At 39.3% G+C, this 18,117-nt stretch carries 17 protein-coding genes; 12 read left to right on the top strand and 5 right to left on the bottom strand.

Annotation, left to right across the window (positions count from 1 at the left end):
- Positions 1-48: 48 nt before the first annotated feature.
- The 3 genes from ESZ26_RS07570 to fliD all read left to right on the top strand — a co-directional run bounded on the left by ESZ26_RS07570 (position 49) and on the right by fliD (position 3,650).
- Positions 49-1,602, top strand: coding sequence for a flagellin (locus ESZ26_RS07570; RefSeq protein WP_146799136.1), 1,554 nt, complete (start codon positions 49-51; stop codon positions 1,600-1,602).
- 140 nt (positions 1,603-1,742) lie between these two features.
- Positions 1,743-2,156: a flagellar protein FlaG gene (locus ESZ26_RS07565; protein ID WP_146799135.1), complete on the top strand. Its 414-nt coding sequence runs from the start codon at positions 1,743-1,745 to the stop codon at positions 2,154-2,156.
- Positions 2,157-2,222: 66 nt separating this feature from the next.
- The gene (gene fliD / locus ESZ26_RS07560) at positions 2,223-3,650 is read left to right on the top strand and encodes a flagellar filament capping protein FliD (protein ID WP_146799134.1); all 1,428 of its coding nucleotides are present in this window, start codon (positions 2,223-2,225) and stop codon (positions 3,648-3,650) included.
- 161 nt (positions 3,651-3,811) lie between these two features.
- On the opposite strand, the gene ESZ26_RS19205 is transcribed toward fliD, so the two are convergent.
- From ESZ26_RS19205 to ESZ26_RS07540, 5 genes are all read right to left on the bottom strand, one after another.
- A complete protein-coding gene (locus ESZ26_RS19205) occupies positions 3,812-3,970 on the bottom strand; it encodes a hypothetical protein (protein ID WP_170246333.1) in 159 nt (52 codons plus the stop codon).
- A gap of 272 nt (positions 3,971-4,242) precedes the next feature.
- A complete protein-coding gene (locus ESZ26_RS07555; RefSeq protein ID WP_146799133.1) occupies positions 4,243-4,629 on the bottom strand; it encodes a hypothetical protein in 387 nt (128 codons plus the stop codon).
- Positions 4,629-5,027 carry a flagellar export chaperone FliS gene (gene fliS, locus ESZ26_RS07550; RefSeq protein ID WP_146799132.1) on the bottom strand — a complete coding sequence of 133 codons (399 nt, stop codon included), beginning with the start codon at positions 5,025-5,027 and terminating at the stop codon, positions 4,629-4,631. The genes ESZ26_RS07555 and fliS overlap by 1 nt, the downstream gene beginning before the upstream one ends.
- Positions 5,028-5,116: 89 nt before the next feature.
- Positions 5,117-5,401 carry a hypothetical protein gene (locus ESZ26_RS07545; RefSeq protein WP_146799131.1) on the bottom strand — a complete coding sequence of 95 codons (285 nt, stop codon included), beginning with the start codon at positions 5,399-5,401 and terminating at the stop codon, positions 5,117-5,119.
- Between the two features lie 210 nt (positions 5,402-5,611).
- Positions 5,612-7,378, bottom strand: coding sequence for a flagellinolysin (locus ESZ26_RS07540; protein ID WP_146799130.1), 1,767 nt, complete (start codon positions 7,376-7,378; stop codon positions 5,612-5,614).
- A 266-nt stretch (positions 7,379-7,644) separates the two neighbouring features.
- Between ESZ26_RS07540 and ESZ26_RS07535 the strand changes: the two genes are divergently transcribed.
- From ESZ26_RS07535 to fliJ, 9 genes are all read left to right on the top strand, one after another.
- Positions 7,645-9,117: a sigma-54 dependent transcriptional regulator gene (locus ESZ26_RS07535; RefSeq protein WP_146799129.1), complete on the top strand. Its 1,473-nt coding sequence runs from the start codon at positions 7,645-7,647 to the stop codon at positions 9,115-9,117.
- A gap of 245 nt (positions 9,118-9,362) precedes the next feature.
- The gene (locus ESZ26_RS07530) at positions 9,363-10,550 is read left to right on the top strand and encodes a sensor histidine kinase (protein ID WP_146799128.1); all 1,188 of its coding nucleotides are present in this window, start codon (positions 9,363-9,365) and stop codon (positions 10,548-10,550) included.
- Complete coding sequence (locus ESZ26_RS07525) at positions 10,537-11,877, top strand: sigma-54-dependent transcriptional regulator (protein ID WP_146799127.1); 1,341 nt, start codon at positions 10,537-10,539, stop codon at positions 11,875-11,877. The genes ESZ26_RS07530 and ESZ26_RS07525 overlap by 14 nt, the downstream gene beginning before the upstream one ends.
- Before the next feature lie 216 nt (positions 11,878-12,093).
- Positions 12,094-12,459 (top strand): flagellar hook-basal body complex protein FliE, encoded by a 366-nt coding sequence (gene fliE, locus ESZ26_RS07520; RefSeq protein ID WP_146799126.1) that lies wholly within the window; start codon positions 12,094-12,096, stop codon positions 12,457-12,459.
- A 63-nt stretch (positions 12,460-12,522) separates the two neighbouring features.
- Positions 12,523-14,244: a flagellar basal-body MS-ring/collar protein FliF gene (fliF, locus tag ESZ26_RS07515; RefSeq protein ID WP_146799125.1), complete on the top strand. Its 1,722-nt coding sequence runs from the start codon at positions 12,523-12,525 to the stop codon at positions 14,242-14,244.
- Positions 14,237-15,286: a flagellar motor switch protein FliG gene (gene fliG, locus ESZ26_RS07510; RefSeq protein ID WP_070374632.1), complete on the top strand. Its 1,050-nt coding sequence runs from the start codon at positions 14,237-14,239 to the stop codon at positions 15,284-15,286. The genes fliF and fliG overlap by 8 nt, the downstream gene beginning before the upstream one ends.
- Before the next feature lie 46 nt (positions 15,287-15,332).
- Positions 15,333-16,127: a flagellar assembly protein FliH gene (gene fliH / locus ESZ26_RS07505; protein ID WP_146799124.1), complete on the top strand. Its 795-nt coding sequence runs from the start codon at positions 15,333-15,335 to the stop codon at positions 16,125-16,127.
- A gap of 30 nt (positions 16,128-16,157) precedes the next feature.
- Positions 16,158-17,528 (top strand): flagellar protein export ATPase FliI, encoded by a 1,371-nt coding sequence (gene fliI, locus ESZ26_RS07500; RefSeq protein ID WP_146799123.1) that lies wholly within the window; start codon positions 16,158-16,160, stop codon positions 17,526-17,528.
- 66 nt (positions 17,529-17,594) lie between these two features.
- Positions 17,595-18,041, top strand: coding sequence for a flagellar export protein FliJ (gene fliJ / locus ESZ26_RS07495; RefSeq protein ID WP_146799122.1), 447 nt, complete (start codon positions 17,595-17,597; stop codon positions 18,039-18,041).
- Positions 18,042-18,117 lie beyond the last annotated feature (76 nt).

Genomic DNA, 18,117 nt, shown 5'->3' with positions numbered 1-18,117 from the left:
TCTACTAATTAATTAACGCATTACATTTATGTAAGCAGGAGTTTTAACATGGCTATATCAGTAGTAACAAATACAGCATCATTAAATGCACAACGTAACTTAACTAAGTCAGGTGCTGGTCTTCAACAATCAATGGAGCGTCTATCATCGGGTATGCGTATTAACAGTGCTAAAGATGATGCAGCTGGTTTACAGATTGCTAACCGCTTAACCTCACAAATAAATGGTTTAGGTGTAGCGCAACGTAATGCTAACGATGGCATTTCAATGGCACAAACCGCAGAGGGTTCAATGCAGGCGTCTACCGATATATTACAACGTATGCGTGAATTAGCCTTGCAATCTGCCAACGGTTCAAACTCAAGTGAAGACCGTGAAGCAATGCAAAAAGAAGTATCTGCATTAAGTAGTGAACTTACTCGTATTTCAGAGACAACCTCATTTGGTGGTCAACAATTACTTGATGGTAGTTTTGGCTCTAAAAATTTCCAAGTAGGCTCTAACGCGAATGAAACAATTTCATTCACTTTAACTAGTACCGCTGCTAAAGATATAGGTGCAAACGGCGCCTCTGTAGATGGTGCTATAAGCATCACTGGTCTTGGCGGGATAACCGCAACTACAGCGCCAACTTCCGTGGTTGGTGATTCATTAGACGTTAACGTTAATGGCAAGACCACTGCAGTAGCGTTAAGCGATGGCATGGCTGCAAATGCAGCGAGCATCAATGCACTGGGCGGGATCAGTGGCGTTACCGGTCAAACAGAAGCATTAATCAATGTAACCACTCCAGCAGCAGCTACCGGTTCGTTAGACTTAACCATTGATGGTGTTGCCCTTACCGGCATAGACACTACCACTAGTAGTGCGGCTGCTGAAACTAATATAATGGGTGCAATCAACGGCGATGCTACTTTGGCTGCTGCGGGTATTACGGCAGCAATCAATACTAATGGCGACCTATCGATTGTCAAGGCAGATGGTACTGCCATGGCAATTACAATGGGTAGTACTGGTGCAGCTACAGCTGCTGGGATATACACACTTGCTGCTGCTGATTCGGCAGGCGCTGAAATTACAACGGGCAAAGTCACTCATGCGGCGGCAGATGGTGCGTCTACCGCTGAACCGATACAATACGTTCAAGGTTCGCTTGATTTCAGTGATGCGATAGTTGAAGGCGATACTGCTAAAGGCGATACTCCTAGTTTAACCATTGCTGCAACTACTGGTAATACAACGGTTGCTGTCGGAACGCAGAATTTAGCAATAGGAGCTCAAACTTTTTCGGCTATTGCTGATGTTGACCTTTTGACTGAGGGCGGTGCGCAAAGCGCCCTTGCTACTATTGATGGTGCCTTGGCGGGAATTGACAGCCAACGCGCTGATTTGGGTGCGGTGCAAAACCGTTTTGGCCATACCATTAGCAACTTGTCAAATATCCAGGAAAATGTATCAGCGTCTCGTAGTCGAATTCAAGATACTGATTTTGCCGTGGAGACTGCGCAAATGACTAAAAACCAAATCTTGCAACAAGCCGGTACATCAATTTTAGCGCAGGCTAACCAATTACCACAAGCAGCATTAAGCTTAATCGGTTAATCTCATTAAGAGCTAAAGCTAAATTAGCTAAGCTTGGCCTAAAATAGTGAAAAAGGAAGGGGCCTAAATACCTCTTCCTTTTTGTGTTTTAGTAATAGGTTTGGCTTTAACAAGTGTAGTTATAAGATAAGGAGTCTATAATGAGTATAGTAAAAAGTGGTCTTGACCTCAGCTCTACTAATTTAACTTCTGAGTACAGTAAAAAGCAAGACTCAGAAAGTGATGTCTCATTAGCAAAAGGTATTGATAACAACATAGCAGAGAAAAATGTTACTCAGCAAAATGTTGTTGATAAAACTGTTGGAAACGACGATATCACAAAGCCGTTGACACCAGAGCAACTTGAGAAAGTGGCACAACAACTGCAAGATTTTGTTGGCGAAATGAATCGTGGTTTAGAATTTACTGTTGATAAAGATTCTGGTCGTGATGTCATTAAGGTTATTGATAAAAACAGTGGCGATTTAGTTAAGCAATATCCCTCCGAGGAAGTACTAAGTTTAGTCGCTAAGTTGTCTGATATGGTTGGTGGTTTTGTTGATGCAAAGGTATAACTATCTTTGCTTTTTATAAGCAGAGTAATTATTTCGTGTTCATTATAAAAAATAAAAGGGGGACTTATGCCTGATTTAACGTTTACTGGGATAGGCTCAGGTTTACAAGTTAGTGAAATCGTTAGTGCTATTGTAGGTGCGGAGAAAGCCCCTTTTATTTCTCGAGCTAACAAACAGCAAGCAGAGATGACGACTGATATCTCTGCCATAGGTGCATTAAAATCTGCTTTAGAGAGTGTTACCAATTCTATATCGAGTCTGGCAGACGCCGACAACTATCAATTGCGAGCAGCAAGTGGTTCAGATAGCTTTGTTGGTTTGAGTGCTAGCAAAGATGCTCAAGTAGGTAATTATTCAGTAAAAGTTGATGTTTTGGCACAAGCTCATAAGTTGATGTCGGGTGCCATTGATAGCGATCAAACTGTTGGCGAAGGTACCTTAAATATTGCTGTAGCGGAAAGTGATTTTGATATTGCAGTCTCCGCCACTGATACCTTGAGTGATATTCGAGATGCAATTAATGACAGTGTTGATAATGACTCTGTTATCGCCACTATAGTAACAGATGATGCTGGCCAACATCTTATTATGACCAGTAAAGAAACTGGTGTTGTAAACGCGATTACCACCACAGTTACTGGTGACAGTGGTGGCGATGATATTGATAATCTTGGTTTGTCTCGCCTTGCCTACGATGTTTCAGATCCTGATTCGCTTAATCATATCAAAAATCTGGCTGAGGTTACTGAAGCGCTTGATGCTCAAATTACTATCGATGACACGCTTGTAGTAACTAGTAGTACAAATACATTTAAAGACGTTATTGATGGCGTAGATATCACGGCTAAAAAAATGCACGAGGTTGATGATGATATTAGCAAAATTAGCTTTACAGAAAATAACGCTAATATTAAATCAGGCTTAGAGAAGTTTGTTAAAAGTTATAATGAGTTACAAGTCTTAAGCAAACAGCTGGGAGCAGCGGGCGAAGGTGGCAGTGGACCTCTTGCGGGTGATTCATTGTTACGTGGCGTTATGGGGAAATTACGTCAACAATTTAGCCAAGAGTTTGATATGGGCAACGGTAAGACTTCATCACTTTCACAGCTCGGTGTGCAAAGTGATCAATATGGTGTGTTGAGCTTAGACACTGAAACTTTGAATGAGTATATTGATAGCGATGTGGGCGGTGTACAGCAGTTTTTTGTGGGGTCAGATTCAGCTAATGGATTTGCGAATTCACTTGAGAGGCTAACTAGCTTTTATACTGACTCCGATGGCGTTATTCAAAATCGTATTGATAGTCGAACTAGCCAATTAGATAAATTAGATGATAGTTATTTAACTTTTGAACGTAGGATGGAATCATTAGAAGCACGATTGTATTCCCAGTATAATGCAATGGATTTGATCGTTGCCCAGTTAAATTCTACCAGTACTTACCTAATGGCTCAATTAGATAATATGCCAGGGGTTGTTAGAAAAAATAACTAACCTTTAATTGATAAAACTACAGTAATTAGTTCCTAATTAAATAATAAATCAACTATTCGTTAAATTACCAACAGAATGAGCCCTACCAATGGTTGATCTAATCCTTATTACTTCACTGGTAACATCTTCAATCTCTCTTGATGCCTCAACTTACATTTCTTTCACTGCTTATCAATACCTAGTTTTGAAATTTCCACAAAGACAGCTGAAAACACGCCTAAATCTGGTTTTAGAGTTATCTCTTTTTCAAGAGCCTTAACTCTTGTAGCAAAGATTTGTGATATATCACTACTTGCGCTTAGCAGGTTGGCAATTGACATTACACTTTCCAGCGTCGTCTCTAAGTAATCAGTTAAGTGATCAATAACTAAAATAATCGATATAAAGTTAAGTATAAGTGTGGTTGTTTATAATTTAAACTATTGAGATCTTGGGTCTGTGAATAACAGAGCAATAAATAGCGTCGTAATGAATAGTAGATTGATGTTATATCTGATTTTTAACAGCTATTAGTGTCTAGCTTTGGCCCTTAGTTTTCACTATTTTTTTGCTCAATCAAATAAATAGTGTTTGGCTAAAGAGAGTATGGGCATTAATACTTCTGGTAGGATTTCGTTATTTTTTTACTTTTTTTCACTTTAAGGACTTGTTCGGTTATTAATTGTTTAGATGATTTAGCGTTAGCGGTTAATTCGATATCAAGCGCTATCATCTCTTGCACAAGTTCGGATTCAGCGTTCATTTTTTCAGCTGTATTGTTTTTAAATAACTTGGTTATCAATATTTGTCGCTTTTGGGATAACTCTGTTAATTCAGCTAATTCTTTATTCTCTCTATTTGCTAATTGCTCTTCGGTGATTTCTAAGTTTGACTTTAGAGGGGAAAGTTGGATGTTATTATGAGTAGCAAGTATGCGCGACAAAAGTTGTCGCGATACTTTATTTATTTTTTTAAGGTGTTTTTGGGTACAATCAGCCACTAAAAACTAACCCTACCCTGGCTTTCTAGAGGAATAGAGTCCCAACCAGACTTTATTGGTAATAACACTTGGATAATTTCTTCTAGCTTATCTGGATCATTATTGGTACTTGCCGTTAATAACTGTTCAGAACAATATTTATAAAGTGAAGCTAAATTTTGTGATACTTCTCCCCCTTGTTTAAAATCAAGAGATCCCTCTAAAACGCCAATAATAGCGATCGCATTTGATAGCTCTGTACCTTTTAGATCATAGTTCTTTTGCGAAATAGCGCCTTTAGCGGTAGCTATATTGCCTAACAACTTTTGAAAGAGCATAGCCACTAATTGATAAGGTGATGCTTGCTGAGCAGTGCTTTTGTTGGTTTGTTGATACTTTTTAAGTGATGCGTGTGTCATAGACACCTCCTCGTTAGCTATATCTTGAGTATAGAAAACTTGTAGAATTGAAACAATAGCTTTAGACGTTAACTTTTAAGTTAGCTAGCTTAAACTAAAGGTTGGTTATTTACAGTTACCGCAAAACCTTCATTTTGTGCTTTTTGATAAGCCTGCAGTAATACATCATGAGTTATATCTTCTTTGTTATTTAAAACACCGTTGCTTATTACTTCAATATTATCCCAACCGCGAGTGACTAAATACTCTTCTATTTGGGTGATTTGTTGTTCAAAAGGCATTTCTTTTGAAAACATATTAAACTCGTGACGGGTTCCTTTAGTGAATTCTTTATTATCATGCATTAATTCAGCCGTGCCATTTATAATCAACATCTGATTTCCTATTATTTAAAATATAGTTATTAATACTAAGTATGCTTTTTTTGTGCCAAATATTCAGATTGATTTTTTTATTAATGTTAACTTAATTAAGTTATTGAAAATAAATGTGAAATATGAATTTAAATGATGGTTTTTATTATGATATTGATAAAAGTGGACATATATTAAGAATAAATAGATAGCAAATTTTTGACACTCACTTTAGCCTAGTAATTTTAATATAGACTCTGCTGCTATGTTGCTCTGTGCAAGTAACGCGGTTGTTGCTTGTTGCTTAATTTGTAAAGAGGTTAATTGCGCTGTTTCTGTGGCAAAATCGGTGTCTTGTATGCGAGAACGACTAGCACTGACATTTTCTTGAATATTACTTAGATTTGAAATGGAGTGCTCTAGTCTATTCATAAAAGCACCTAAACTTGAGCGCTGATTATCAACGTAGCCTAAAGCATCGTCAATACTAGCTATAGCTAACTGTGGGTTTTCCATTAAATTTATTCCATCTAATCCCATGTTTTTTGTGGAAAATCCCGAGATTTTTAAGTCAATAGTTTGGTTGGCATCGGCCCCTATTTGAAACTTTGTTTTATCGCCGCCCAAGGAAAAAGCGGTGCTGTATTCTGCTAAGGCGACTTCATTAAAAGTAGTTGGGTCCCATTTAGCATTAGTAGAATCAAAATCAGTTTGGTCGGTATCATCATCCCCATTAACAAAGAAAGATGCAAAGTTAGCGGTTGTTGCGGATCCATTAGTACCAACAATAGTTTCAGTTCTATTTACTCCACCCGCAGCATCGAAGCCACCAAAAGCGCCATTGTCAGCATTAGTTGTATTTATATTCGAAGTAATAAAGTCTTCAAAAACAGTTCCTGTTGTCATTAAGCTATTTCTTAATGCAGCATTATTTGCAAATGTTCCTTGGGCAGCGAGTGAGTCATCAAATGTTGAACCTGCAGAAAGGCTAGCCATAATACTTTTTATACCTGATTCTCCTACCTGATCTTCTAGGTAGCGCATAGTGATATAACCACCTGAATATACACCAGCAACATCAAGATCTGTAACTAAAGTCGCATTGTTATTACTAAATATACCATCGAGTTCAGTTTTTAATGCTGCAACTCCAAAGTTAGCAATATCAGCAGCTACGCGATCATCAGCGCCACTAACCGCCTCAGCTGTTCCTTCCACAAACCAAGTTGGGACCGAAGTTAAGTCCATGTTATTTGCCATTACTGCATGAGTCATCTCATGCAGTAATGTAGATTTTAACAGTTTAGTTTTACTGGCATCAAGAGTTGAAAAGTCATCTAAATCAATGGTCATAACTAAATTAATACCAGGATTACCAGTACTTCCTAAGTATGAAACAGAAGCAAGTTTACCGTTAACACCATCAACATTCTCAAAATCTATTTTCATCTTGGAACCATCACCAGTTAATCCTAATACACTTTGGAGAATATCTTCTGACTCTGCTAATACGCCACTTTGTAGTATTTGCATAATATTTCGCTCAGCTTCAGTGCCTGTACTTGAGGCAACATCATCCGTCTGCTCGAAAAGCTGATTACCGCCAAAAGATGTAGTGCTGTTGATTCTGTCTAACTCTGACTTTAATTGTTCAGACTCTTTATTAAGGGCTTCTCTATCATCTATAGTTAATGATCCATTACTCGCTTGTAGTGAAAGATCACGCATTCTAAAGAGAATATTGGTCGATTCGTTTAAAGCACCCTCAGCTGTTTGAGCAATTGATATACCGTCGTTAGCATTGCGCTGTGCTACAGCCAGACCATTAACTTGTGAAGTTAATCTATTTGATATTTGTAAACCGGCGGCATCATCTGCTGCTGAATTAATACGCATACCCGATGACAGTCGAGCAAAGGTTACCGATAACTTATTAGTGTTATCGGTGAGTTGACGTTGCAAAAACAAACTAGTTACATTGGTATTTATGCTAACCATTGGGCTCTGCTATAAACAAATTATCCTAGAAAATTTATCGGCAAATTTTTATTTATCTTTAGACCTTTTTACCTTTATATGAAGATAGCGTGATTTATCATTTAGATAGAATCACTTTTTTGGACTTGCTTTATCGGTTAACGACGATAAATATCATACTATTTAAGTCAATTTTATGACGTTACACTGTCAATTTATTGTTGCTTATTTACTATATCTCGCTAGAATAAAATTATAATCAACAAGAATATGGTTTTATTAGATATATGCAGGGTCAAAAACATGTACTTGTCGTTGATAACGACATTGCCAGACGCGATCAAATAGCGACCGTATTATCATTTGTGGGTGAACATTTTTATGTTTGTCCTGAAGATGATATTGAGCAGTATTTCAAAGAAACTGATAATATTCTTACCGTGATTTTGTGTGGTAAGGTCAGTGATTTACTGGTCGATTTTGTTAAAAAGCACCCTGAAACACCTTTTATCCTCCATGATGTACTAGATGCGACTTTACTCAGTGGCGCTGTTAATGTTTTAGGCAGTTTAGCGGTACCTTTAAATTATGCTCAGCTTACCGAGCAAGTACACCACTGCCATCAATACCATAACCAATTACCCTCAAAAAGAAATCACACCGGACCTAATTTGTTATTCCGCTCTTTAGTGGGCACCAGTGAGCCGATGTTACAAGTGCGTTTTTTAATTGAACAAGTCGCTAGCACGCAAGCCAGCGTCTTGGTTTTAGGTGAATCTGGTACGGGTAAAGAAGTTGTTGCACGTAATATTCATAATTTATCTGACCGCGCTAAAGGACCTTTCGTACCGGTTAACTGTGGTGCTATACCCGGTGAATTATTGGAAAGTGAATTATTTGGTCATGAGAAAGGTGCCTTTACTGGCGCTATTTCTACCCGTAAAGGCCGTTTTGAAATGGCTGAAGGCGGCACGTTATTTCTTGATGAAATCGGTGACATGCCACAACCCATGCAAGTCAAGTTATTACGTGTTCTGCAAGAACGTACGTTTGAGCGTGTTGGTGGTGCAAAGAGTATTAAAACCAATGTCCGTATTATTGCTGCAACCCATCAACACTTAGAAGATATGATCGCCGCAGGCACCTTTCGCGAAGATTTATTCTATCGTCTTAATGTTTTTCCTATTGAAACACCGGCATTACGTGATAGAAAAGAAGATATCCCACTTCTGATTAAAGAGCTTATTTCTCGTTTTGAAGCAGAGCAAGGACAAAGTGTACGTTTTACTGAGCAAGCGATTGAATCTTTAAAATTACATGCTTGGGCGGGTAATGTACGTGAATTATCAAACTTAATTGAACGTATGATCATTATGTTTGCCGAGCAAGTGGTTAATGTTAGTGAATTACCCGCTAAATATCGTCATATTGATGTTGAAGAGTATCAACCTGAATACCCTGATGAATTGCAAGAACGTGATGCGATAAATGAGCTGTTTTCTGGTTTTGATTATGATGATGACGAAGAAGATAACAGTAGCTTTGCTGATCAACCAGGTGAAGCATCTGTGGTTGATGTTTTACCAAACGATGGCTTGAATTTAAAAGAGTACTTGGCAGATCTTGAAGTGTCGATGATAAACCAAGCCCTTGAAAAAAATGATTGGGTTGTGGCTCGCTCGGCAGAATTATTAGGGATGCGCAGAACGACATTAGTTGAAAAAATGCGCAAGTATAACTTACAAAAAAGTACTCAATAAGACCATCGTTTACTCCGCTGTATTCTTGATGGTATTGGTCATTATACTAAACAGAATATCCGCGGATACAAGGATAGTTAGCTTTTAAACCGTAATATACGGCTCGTGCGAGATACCAAACAGCCAAATCTTTGACAACGATTTTTACTCAGTAAATCACCTGTAACTTCATGTAAATTAATACAAAACCTCTTTGGCATAGTTAATGCTTTATTCAGTTGGTATTTTTAAATTGAGTAAAGCATATGGCCGTTGCAGTTTCACATTCATCAGCATCTTCAAAATTGTCTCCACCCATTCATTGTGTGGAAGATAATCTGTTTCATAAAGCTAAGTTTGCTTTTACTCCGCAGCCCATTGCCCATAGCGATACATTAGAGAGTGAAGCATACCGTGGTGAGCTATCATTACTGCGTCGAAAGTCTAATCAACTCGAGCAAATTATTGACGTTATGCCAACAGGGATGATAATGCTTGATGGTGACGGTATTGTTATTAAAACCAATAAAATTGCTAGCTTGTTACTTGATGAACCGATCCTTGGTCAAGCTTGGCTTGATGTGATCAAACGTTCTTTTAAACCTCGTGCCGACGATTGGCATGAAGTGTCGTTGAAAGATGGTCGTCGAGTTAAATTAGAAATTACCGCTTTAGGTGAGCAACCTGGTCAGTTAATTATGATCACCGATTTGACCGAAACGCGTTTATTACAAGATAAAATTAGCCATATGCAACGTTTATCGTCATTAGGTGATTTGGTTTCAAAGCTGGCTCATCAAATTCGCACACCACTTTCTGCTGCTATGTTATATGGCGCAAATTTAAAAAATAAAAAACTTTCTCCTGACGATCGCAGTAGCTTTCAAGACAAATTAATGGCGCGCTTGCACGACCTAGAACAACAAGTAAACGATATGCTGTTGTTTTCAAAAAGTGGTAAACAAAAAGTCGTTGAACCACTTTCAATCAATAAATTGATCACTCATTCAGTAAACAGCGTCGAAGCATTAATTGCACAGGCCAAAGCGAAAGTAAACATTAGGCTTTGTGATGACGATTGCCAAATCTTAGGTAATAAACGCGCGTTAAGTGGTGCCATTGAAAACTTAATTCATAATAGTTTACAAGTTGTTAAGCAGGGTGCAGAAATTACCCTTACCACCTACTGCCAAAATGAATACGCTTATATTAGTGTACAAGATAATGGCCAAGGTATTAGCGAAGAACTTGCCAGTAAAATCTTTGAACCTTTTTATACATCAAGGGCACAAGGAACTGGCTTAGGCTTAGCGGTAGTAAAGTCGGTTGCAAAGGCTCATCAAGGCGATGTGCGCTTAGTGAGTAAGCCCGGAGAGGGCGCGCACTTTTGTATTCACTTACCTATTTTAGAAACAAACAATATTAACGGGGAGAACACTAATGAGTCAAAGTAAAATATTAGTTGTTGAAGATGATGCAGGATTACGTGAAGCCCTGATGGATACTTTGAAGTTATCAGGTTATCAATGTCTTGAAGCTCAATCAGGTGAAGATGCGTTACTGACGTTGAAAGAACAAAGTGTTGATCTTGTCGTTAGTGACGTGCAAATGGATGGTATGTCAGGGTTAACCTTACTCAATAGTATTAAAAGAAACTGGCCAAATTTACCTGTGCTTATTATGACAGCGTACGGTACGATTCATGACGCCGTTCAAGCGATGCGCGATGGTGCTTGCAACTATATGGCAAAACCTTTTGCGCCAGAAGTGTTGCTCAATATGGTCAATCAATACGTACCATTGAATGTAACTAACCGGTATGAACCTGTAGTTGCCGATGCCCAAAGCATTGAACTATTAGCCTTAGCTAAAAAAGTAGCGACCACGGATGCTTCTGTCATGGTGCTTGGCCCTAGTGGTTCAGGTAAAGAAGTTTTAGCACAATATGTTCATTACCATTCAAACCGAAGTGACAAGCCTTTTGTCGCTATCAACTGTGCTGCAATTCCAGAAAATATGCTGGAAGCGACTTTATTTGGCTATGAAAAAGGTTCATTTACTGGAGCGATTCAAGCGTGCCCAGGTAAGTTTGAACAAGCGCAGGGTGGTACTATTTTATTAGATGAGATCACTGAAATGGATCTTGGCTTACAAGCAAAAATTTTACGGGTCTTACAAGAGCGAGAAGTTGAACGCTTAGGGGGTCGTAAAACAATTAAGCTTGATGTTCGTGTTATCGCAACCAGCAACCGTGACTTAAGAGTTGCTGTAAAAGATGGCATCTTCCGTGAAGATCTCTACTACCGTTTAAACGTTTTTCCATTAACCTGGTTAGCATTAAATAAACGCAGAGATGATATTGTGCCATTAGCCAAACATTTAATTACTCAAGCATCGTTAGCGAATAGCATGGCTATTCCAGAACTAACCGCTTCAGCGAGAAATAAACTCACTAGCTACGATTGGCCAGGCAATGTTCGTGAATTAGACAATGTTATACAACGCGCCATTATTTTGCATAGCAACCATATTATTGATGCCGGTGACTTGTTAATTGAAAATTTTGACAGTGAAATTATTACCGATGTGCCGTTCGAAAATAATAGCGAAGACATGCTTGGCAATGAACTCAAAATACAAGAGCATCAAATTATTCTTGATACGCTCACCGCCTGCCAAGGTAGCCGTAAAGATGTTGCGGAACGATTAGGCATTAGCCCAAGAACACTGCGCTACAAAATAGCAAAAATGCGTGACTCGGGTATTCAAATACCAGCCTAACAATAGCTGTAAAGGGTAATATTCCTATAAAGCCAATATTTTCATTAAAAATATTGGCTTTACTGCTATCTAACGTTTTAAATGTCAAACCTCTCTCAATCTCCACAATCCTTTAATTTTCATACTGGCACCATGCTTGCAATATCTTAGTTATATCGTTACTTAAGCCGTTATTTATAGGCTTAGTAGCAAAAAATTGACACAAGTGAGTAGCTCATGAATATCGATACCAACTCTTTATATGCACAAATGCAAAGTATGTCGCTTGGAAACTCATCGTTGCAGGGGGCTTCATTTGAAAAAATGGGCAATAACCTTGCCATGGGAGACAGCGCGATTCCTGCGTTGAATAAGTCGACCAGTAATTTCGGCGATATGCTTAAAGATGCGGTAAATAACGTCAATGATATTCAAAAAGAGTCTGGAGCAAAGAAAATAGCCTTTGAAATGGGCGACCGTAGCGTTACGCTTGCCGATACCATGGTTGCTTCCGCTAAAGCCGGTATTGCTTTTGATGCCACAGTACAAGTACGTAATAAGTTTGTTGAAGCATATAAAGAAATAATGAATATGCCTGTTTAACAAAACCTTAGTATAAAATAGATAGTATTTCGTAATAAAATCAAGTGGTAGTGGAGAAAGTAAGTGGCTGATACTGATAATAATTCTATGGTTGCTGCCGATGGCGGCACCGGATTAATGGCAAGTGATGGTGCTGATAATATGGCTGATGAGCAAAGATCAGGCTTTGCTTCTGCTATGGGTAATGTTGATTTATTACGCCAAGTCACTTTAATTATGGCATTGGCAATATGTTTAGCTATCGCCGTTTTTGTTATTATGTGGGCAAATCAAGCCGAATATAGATTTCTTGCCAAACAACCTACCGAACAATTAATCAAAACAATGGACTTTCTAGACGCTAACCAAGTGGACTACCGTCAAGAAAACAACACTATTTCAGTAGAAAGCGATCAATATCAAGAAATTAAAATTTTACTTGCTCGTGAAGGTTTATCCGATGAACCGACAGAAGGTAGTGAAATTATTATGCAAGATATGGGCTTTGGTGTTAGTCAGCGCCTTGAAACCGAACGTCTTAAGTTTTCTCGTGAGCAACAATTGGCTCGCACCATTGAAGAACTACAAGCTATCTCTAGAGCGAAAGTCTTACTGGCGATACCGCGGGAAAATATTTTTGCTAAACGTACGCGTAGTGCATCAGGTACTGTGGTATTAACTATGCGTAAAGGGCGGATGTTATCAGAAGAAGAAGTTGATTCTGTTGTTGATATTATAGCTTCTGCCGTTCAGGGCATGGAGCCTAACCGAGTAACAGTAACAGACCAAAATGGTCGTTTACTTAATTCAGGCTCACAAACTTCTGTTTCTTCTCGCTCACGCAAAGAATTCGAAATGGAGAAAAAAAGAGAAAATGAATATTTAAACAAAATAGACAGCATCTTAATCCCTGTTGTTGGTTTAGGAAACTACACCGCACAAGTTAATGTGACTATGGACTTCACCTCAAGTGAAGAGATGCAGCGTCGTTATAATTCAGATTTACCGGCACTGCGCAGTGAAATGAAAGTTGAAGACAACACTATTGGTGGTTTACTTGGTGGTATTCCCGGCGCGTTAAGCAATCAGCCACCGCTAGATTCAAATATTCCAGAGAATGCTAATGGTGGTGCACAACAAAGATCAATGCCAGGTCGTAAACATCTTGAATCAACGAAAAACTATGAATTAGACGAAGCCATAAGCCATACCAAGCAGCAAGCCGGTGTCGTTCGTCGAGTAAGCGTTTCTGTGGCACTTGATTATTTGTCCGTACCCAACGCAGAAGGTGCGACAACACCAGCGCCAAGAACCGTTGAAGAAATGTCTAACATTCGCCGCTTATTACAAGGTAGCATTGGCTTTAACTTACAACGTGGTGATGTATTAGAAGTCGTTACCTTGCCATTCTCTCGTCAAATTATTGAGGATGCTCCTAAAATTCCTTTTTATGAAAACGACAATATATTAAAGTTTTTCAAATTAGGCATGGGCGCATTGGTTATTATTGTCTTGATACTTGCCGTTGTTAAACCTATGCTCAAACGTCTTATTAACCCTGATCAAACACCTGATGACTACGGTGATAAATCACTTGATAGCCACATTGATTTGGGTGATGAAACCATGGATATGCTAACATCAGACTTTGACGCGGCGGCGGTAGGTTTTGCGCCTGACGGCAGTTTACAATTACCTGATTTACATCGCGATGAAGATATACTAAAAGCTGTTCGAGCGCTTGTTGCTAATGAGCCTGAACTTTCCTCTCAAGTGGTTAAAAGTTGGTTGAACGAAGATGAGTGATGAAATGCAAGAGTTAGCCCCTGCACCAAAGGGTTTTGACGTTGACAAACTTGATGGTGCAGAAAAAGCTGCGATATTATTGCTAAGTTTATCTGAAGAAGATGCCGCGCAAATTTTAAAACACTTAGAGCCTAAGCAAGTTCAACAAGTGGGCATGGTTATGGCTGCGATGGAAGATTTCACCCAAGAAAAAATTACCGCTGTTCATAAGCTTTTTATCCATGAAATACAAAATTTCAGTACCATTGGCTTCCAAAGTGAAGAATTCGTTCGTAAGGCATTAACTGCAGCCTTAGGTGAAGATAAAGCCGGCAATTTAATTGACCAAATTGTCATGGGCGGCGGCGCAAAAGGTTTAGATTCATTGAAATGGATGGACTCGAAACAAGTAGCCAACATTATTCGTAATGAGCATCCTCAAATTCAAACGATTGTACTTTCCTATTTAGACCCAGATCAATCGGCTGAAATTATGAGTCAGTTTGCCGAAAAAGTGCGTTTAGATTTAATGATGCGTATTGCCAACCTTGAAGAAGTTCAACCGGCAGCATTGCAAGAGCTTAATGAAATTATGGAAAAACAGTTTGCTGGTCAAGCAGGCGCACAAGCCGCTAAAATGGGCGGTTTAAAAGCAGCAGCCGACATTATGAACTATTTGGATACTAACGTTGAAGGTATGCTGATGGATTCAATTCGTGAACATGACGAAGAAATGAGTCAACAAATTCAAGACTTGATGTTTGTCTTTGAAAACCTTGCCGATGTAGACGACCGTGGTATTCAAGCGATATTACGTGAAGTACAACAAGATGCGCTGATGAAAGCAATTAAAGGCGCAGATGATGTGCTGAAAGAAAAAATTATGGCTAATATGTCCAAACGTGCCGCTGAAATGTTGGCGGATGACCTTGAAGCTATGGGGCCGGTACGCATTAGTGAAGTTGAAGCAGCACAAAAAGAAATATTATCGGTTGCTCGACGTTTATCTGACGCCGGAGAAATTATGCTTGGTGGTGCTGGCGGTGGTGATGAGTTCTTATAAACCTCATCTTTTTAGGTCAGTCAAAACGATACTGTTATAAAATATTATGAAAATATTAAATAAAACCAATGCTGAAGTTATTAAACATAATACCGAACAAGAAACCGATGTTTGGTCATTACCGACCGTTGAATCTGAAAATAAAATTAAAGATGAAACAACCAATGCCATGGGTAAGAAAGCCGCTTGGCGTTTTGAGCCCCCGGAAGATTTTGTCGAAGAAGAGATCGCGCCATTAACCGCGGAAGATATTGAAAACATTCGTCAAGCCGCATTTGACGAAGGCCTTAATCAAGGCAAAGAAGAAGGTTTTGCTAAAGGTTATGAAGAAGGCAAAGTCTCTGGTCATGAAGAGGGTGTGGTACTTGGGCATCAAGAAGGTCTTGAAACCGGCTTAGCAGCAGCAAAAGAAAGTATCGATGAACAATCTGCTGCATGGGCGTCGCTTACTAAACAGCTTCATCAGCCATTACTCGACGTCGAAAAAAATGTCGAACAACAGTTACTTCATCTCGTTGTACAACTCACCGAAGCTATTACCTTAGAAGAAGCTAAAACTAACCCTGATATTATTATTGCGGCGATTTCTGCGGGTATAAAAGCTTTACCTAGCCAAGAAGCGCAAACACAAATTTTATTACACCCCAACGACATCAAACGCGTTGAAAAGCAATTTGGCGCTAAGCATGTGCAAGAACAAGGTTGGCGTTTACTGGCTGCTCCGCAATTAGTTCCGGGTAGCTGTCAAATTGAAAATAGCACCTCTAATGTCGACTTAAGTGTTAAATCTCGAATAAAAGAAGTATTGGACTCGTTTTTGCAAGATGCTCTACATCAGTAATTTCTTGTATAAAAGAGTCAAAATACCGCTATGGTTGATACTTCTCGCCTTAATGAAAGACTAAAAAACTGCCAAGAGTTTGTGCACCCGCATAAAGTTTCTGTTGCTGGGCGTTTAGTTCGAGTCGTTGGGTTAACGCTTGAAGCTGTTGGCGTAAAAGCCGCGGTTGGTAGTCAATGTTTAGTTGAAACTGCGCAAGGCGATTTAATCGCTGAAATTGTTGGTTTTTCTAAAGAGATAACCTTTCTAATGCCAGAGCAAAGCTTACAAGGTGTTTTACCCGGTGCACGCGTTGTGCCACTAACCACTAAAGCCCGCTTACCCTTTTCAATGGATTTACTCGGCCGAGTTGTTGACGGTGTTGGTAAACCACTCGACGGCAAAGGGCCAATCAAGAACTCAGGCAACTATCAAATAAATAATAAGCCGATTAACCCGTTATCAAGGCGTGGTATCACTGAACCCCTTGATGTAGGTGTGCGCGCTATTAATAGTTTTTTAACGGTTGGTATTGGCCAGCGTATGGGCTTATTTGCCGGCTCAGGTGTCGGTAAAAGTGTCTTGTTAGGTATGATGACACGTGGCACAACGGCCGATGTCATCGTGGTGGGACTTATTGGCGAACGTGGTCGAGAAGTTAAAGAATTTATTGAAGAAATTTTAGGCGAAGAAGGGCGAGCACGTTCAGTTGTTGTTGCGGCGCCTGCCGATAATTCGCCATTAATGCGTTTAAAAGGCTGTGAAACTGCCGTACAAATTGCGGAGTATTTTCGTGATCAAGGTATGAATGTCTTGCTACTGGTTGACTCACTAACGCGTTATGCCCAAGCGCAACGAGAAATAGCACTGGCTGTCGGTGAACCACCGGCAACCAAAGGTTATCCGCCTTCAGTCTTTTCAAAGCTACCACAACTTGTTGAACGAGCCGGTAATGGTGGCGATGAACAGGGATCGATTACCGCATTTTTCACGGTATTAACCGAAGGTGATGATTTACAAGATCCGATTGCTGACGCAGCGCGAGCTATTTTAGATGGTCATATTGTTTTATCTCGTGCCTTAGCCGATTCTGGGCATTACCCAGCAGTTGATATTGAAGGCTCTATCAGTCGCGTTATGCCGATGGTAACCAGTGATGAACATCAACAACTTGCTCGGCAATTAAAACAAGTCTATTCACTCTACCAGCAAAATAAAGATTTGATTGCTATTGGCGCTTATAGCCGTGGTAATGACCCTCGCATTGATCAGTCCATTGATTTAATGCCGGTGATCAAGTTTTTCCTACAACAAAAAATGCTGGAAATTATTCCTTATGATCAAAGCTTAACGCAACTCCAAGAAATACTTTCTGCAGCGCAAGCACACGCGCAAGCAAAACAAGGTCAGCAAAATGTCTAAACATAATAACATTAATGATATTTTCGAAAAATTCATCGACTGTTTAGCCTTGTCCAGGGGGAACTTATGCCATTAAAGCAACTAAACACCTTACATCGTTATGAACAAGACAAAGAGAAAAAAGCAGCGCAAGCACTGCAAACTGCTGAGTTTGAATATCAACAAAATATTGAACGTTTAAAAAGTGTCAGTGATTATCGTCTTGAATATATGAAACGTTTGAATGCTCGCTCTATGGTCGGTATTGACAGCGCAACGTTTAGTCATTTTCATGCTTTTATTGCCAAGCTCGACAATGCTGCCGGGCAAGTTGATATTGCGATTATGCAAAGTAAGGCGATGGTGGAAAAGAGCAAACAACTGTGGCTTGCTCAGCGACAGAAAATTCAAGCGGTAGAATTACTACTCGATAAAAAAACACAAGCGCTGACTATTATCGCTAACAAGCAAGAACAAAAAATGTTCGATGAAATTGCCACGCAACAATTTGTCCGTCGAAAAATGCTTGGTTAAAGCGGGTTAAATTGTAATTTTTTAATTGGAACAATACTTGCTTATTTAACTGATAGAAAAAATATAAGCTATAAAT

It is taken from the genome of Colwellia hornerae (assembly GCF_007954355.1).
Taxonomy (GTDB): domain Bacteria; phylum Pseudomonadota; class Gammaproteobacteria; order Enterobacterales; family Alteromonadaceae; genus Colwellia_A; species Colwellia_A hornerae.
This window is presented reverse-complemented; position numbering and strand designations above follow the sequence as displayed.

Coding starts and splice junctions, on each gene's coding strand:
- ESZ26_RS07525 (WP_146799127.1), top strand. CDS start 10,537: ATGAGTCAAAGTAAAATATTAGTTGTTGAAGATGATGCAGGATTACGT.
- fliI (WP_146799123.1), top strand. CDS start 16,158: ATGGTTGATACTTCTCGCCTTAATGAAAGACTAAAAAACTGCCAAGAG.
- fliD (WP_146799134.1), top strand. CDS start 2,223: ATGCCTGATTTAACGTTTACTGGGATAGGCTCAGGTTTACAAGTTAGT.
- ESZ26_RS07535 (WP_146799129.1), top strand. CDS start 7,645: ATGCAGGGTCAAAAACATGTACTTGTCGTTGATAACGACATTGCCAGA.
- ESZ26_RS07540 (WP_146799130.1), bottom strand. CDS start 7,378: ATGGTTAGCATAAATACCAATGTAACTAGTTTGTTTTTGCAACGTCAA.
- ESZ26_RS07570 (WP_146799136.1), top strand. CDS start 49: ATGGCTATATCAGTAGTAACAAATACAGCATCATTAAATGCACAACGT.
- ESZ26_RS19205 (WP_170246333.1), bottom strand. CDS start 3,970: ATGTCAATTGCCAACCTGCTAAGCGCAAGTAGTGATATATCACAAATC.
- ESZ26_RS07545 (WP_146799131.1), bottom strand. CDS start 5,401: ATGTTGATTATAAATGGCACGGCTGAATTAATGCATGATAATAAAGAA.
- fliJ (WP_146799122.1), top strand. CDS start 17,595: ATGCCATTAAAGCAACTAAACACCTTACATCGTTATGAACAAGACAAA.
- fliS (WP_146799132.1), bottom strand. CDS start 5,027: ATGACACACGCATCACTTAAAAAGTATCAACAAACCAACAAAAGCACT.
- fliE (WP_146799126.1), top strand. CDS start 12,094: ATGAATATCGATACCAACTCTTTATATGCACAAATGCAAAGTATGTCG.
- ESZ26_RS07565 (WP_146799135.1), top strand. CDS start 1,743: ATGAGTATAGTAAAAAGTGGTCTTGACCTCAGCTCTACTAATTTAACT.
- ESZ26_RS07530 (WP_146799128.1), top strand. CDS start 9,363: ATGGCCGTTGCAGTTTCACATTCATCAGCATCTTCAAAATTGTCTCCA.
- fliH (WP_146799124.1), top strand. CDS start 15,333: ATGAAAATATTAAATAAAACCAATGCTGAAGTTATTAAACATAATACC.
- fliG (WP_070374632.1), top strand. CDS start 14,237: ATGAGTGATGAAATGCAAGAGTTAGCCCCTGCACCAAAGGGTTTTGAC.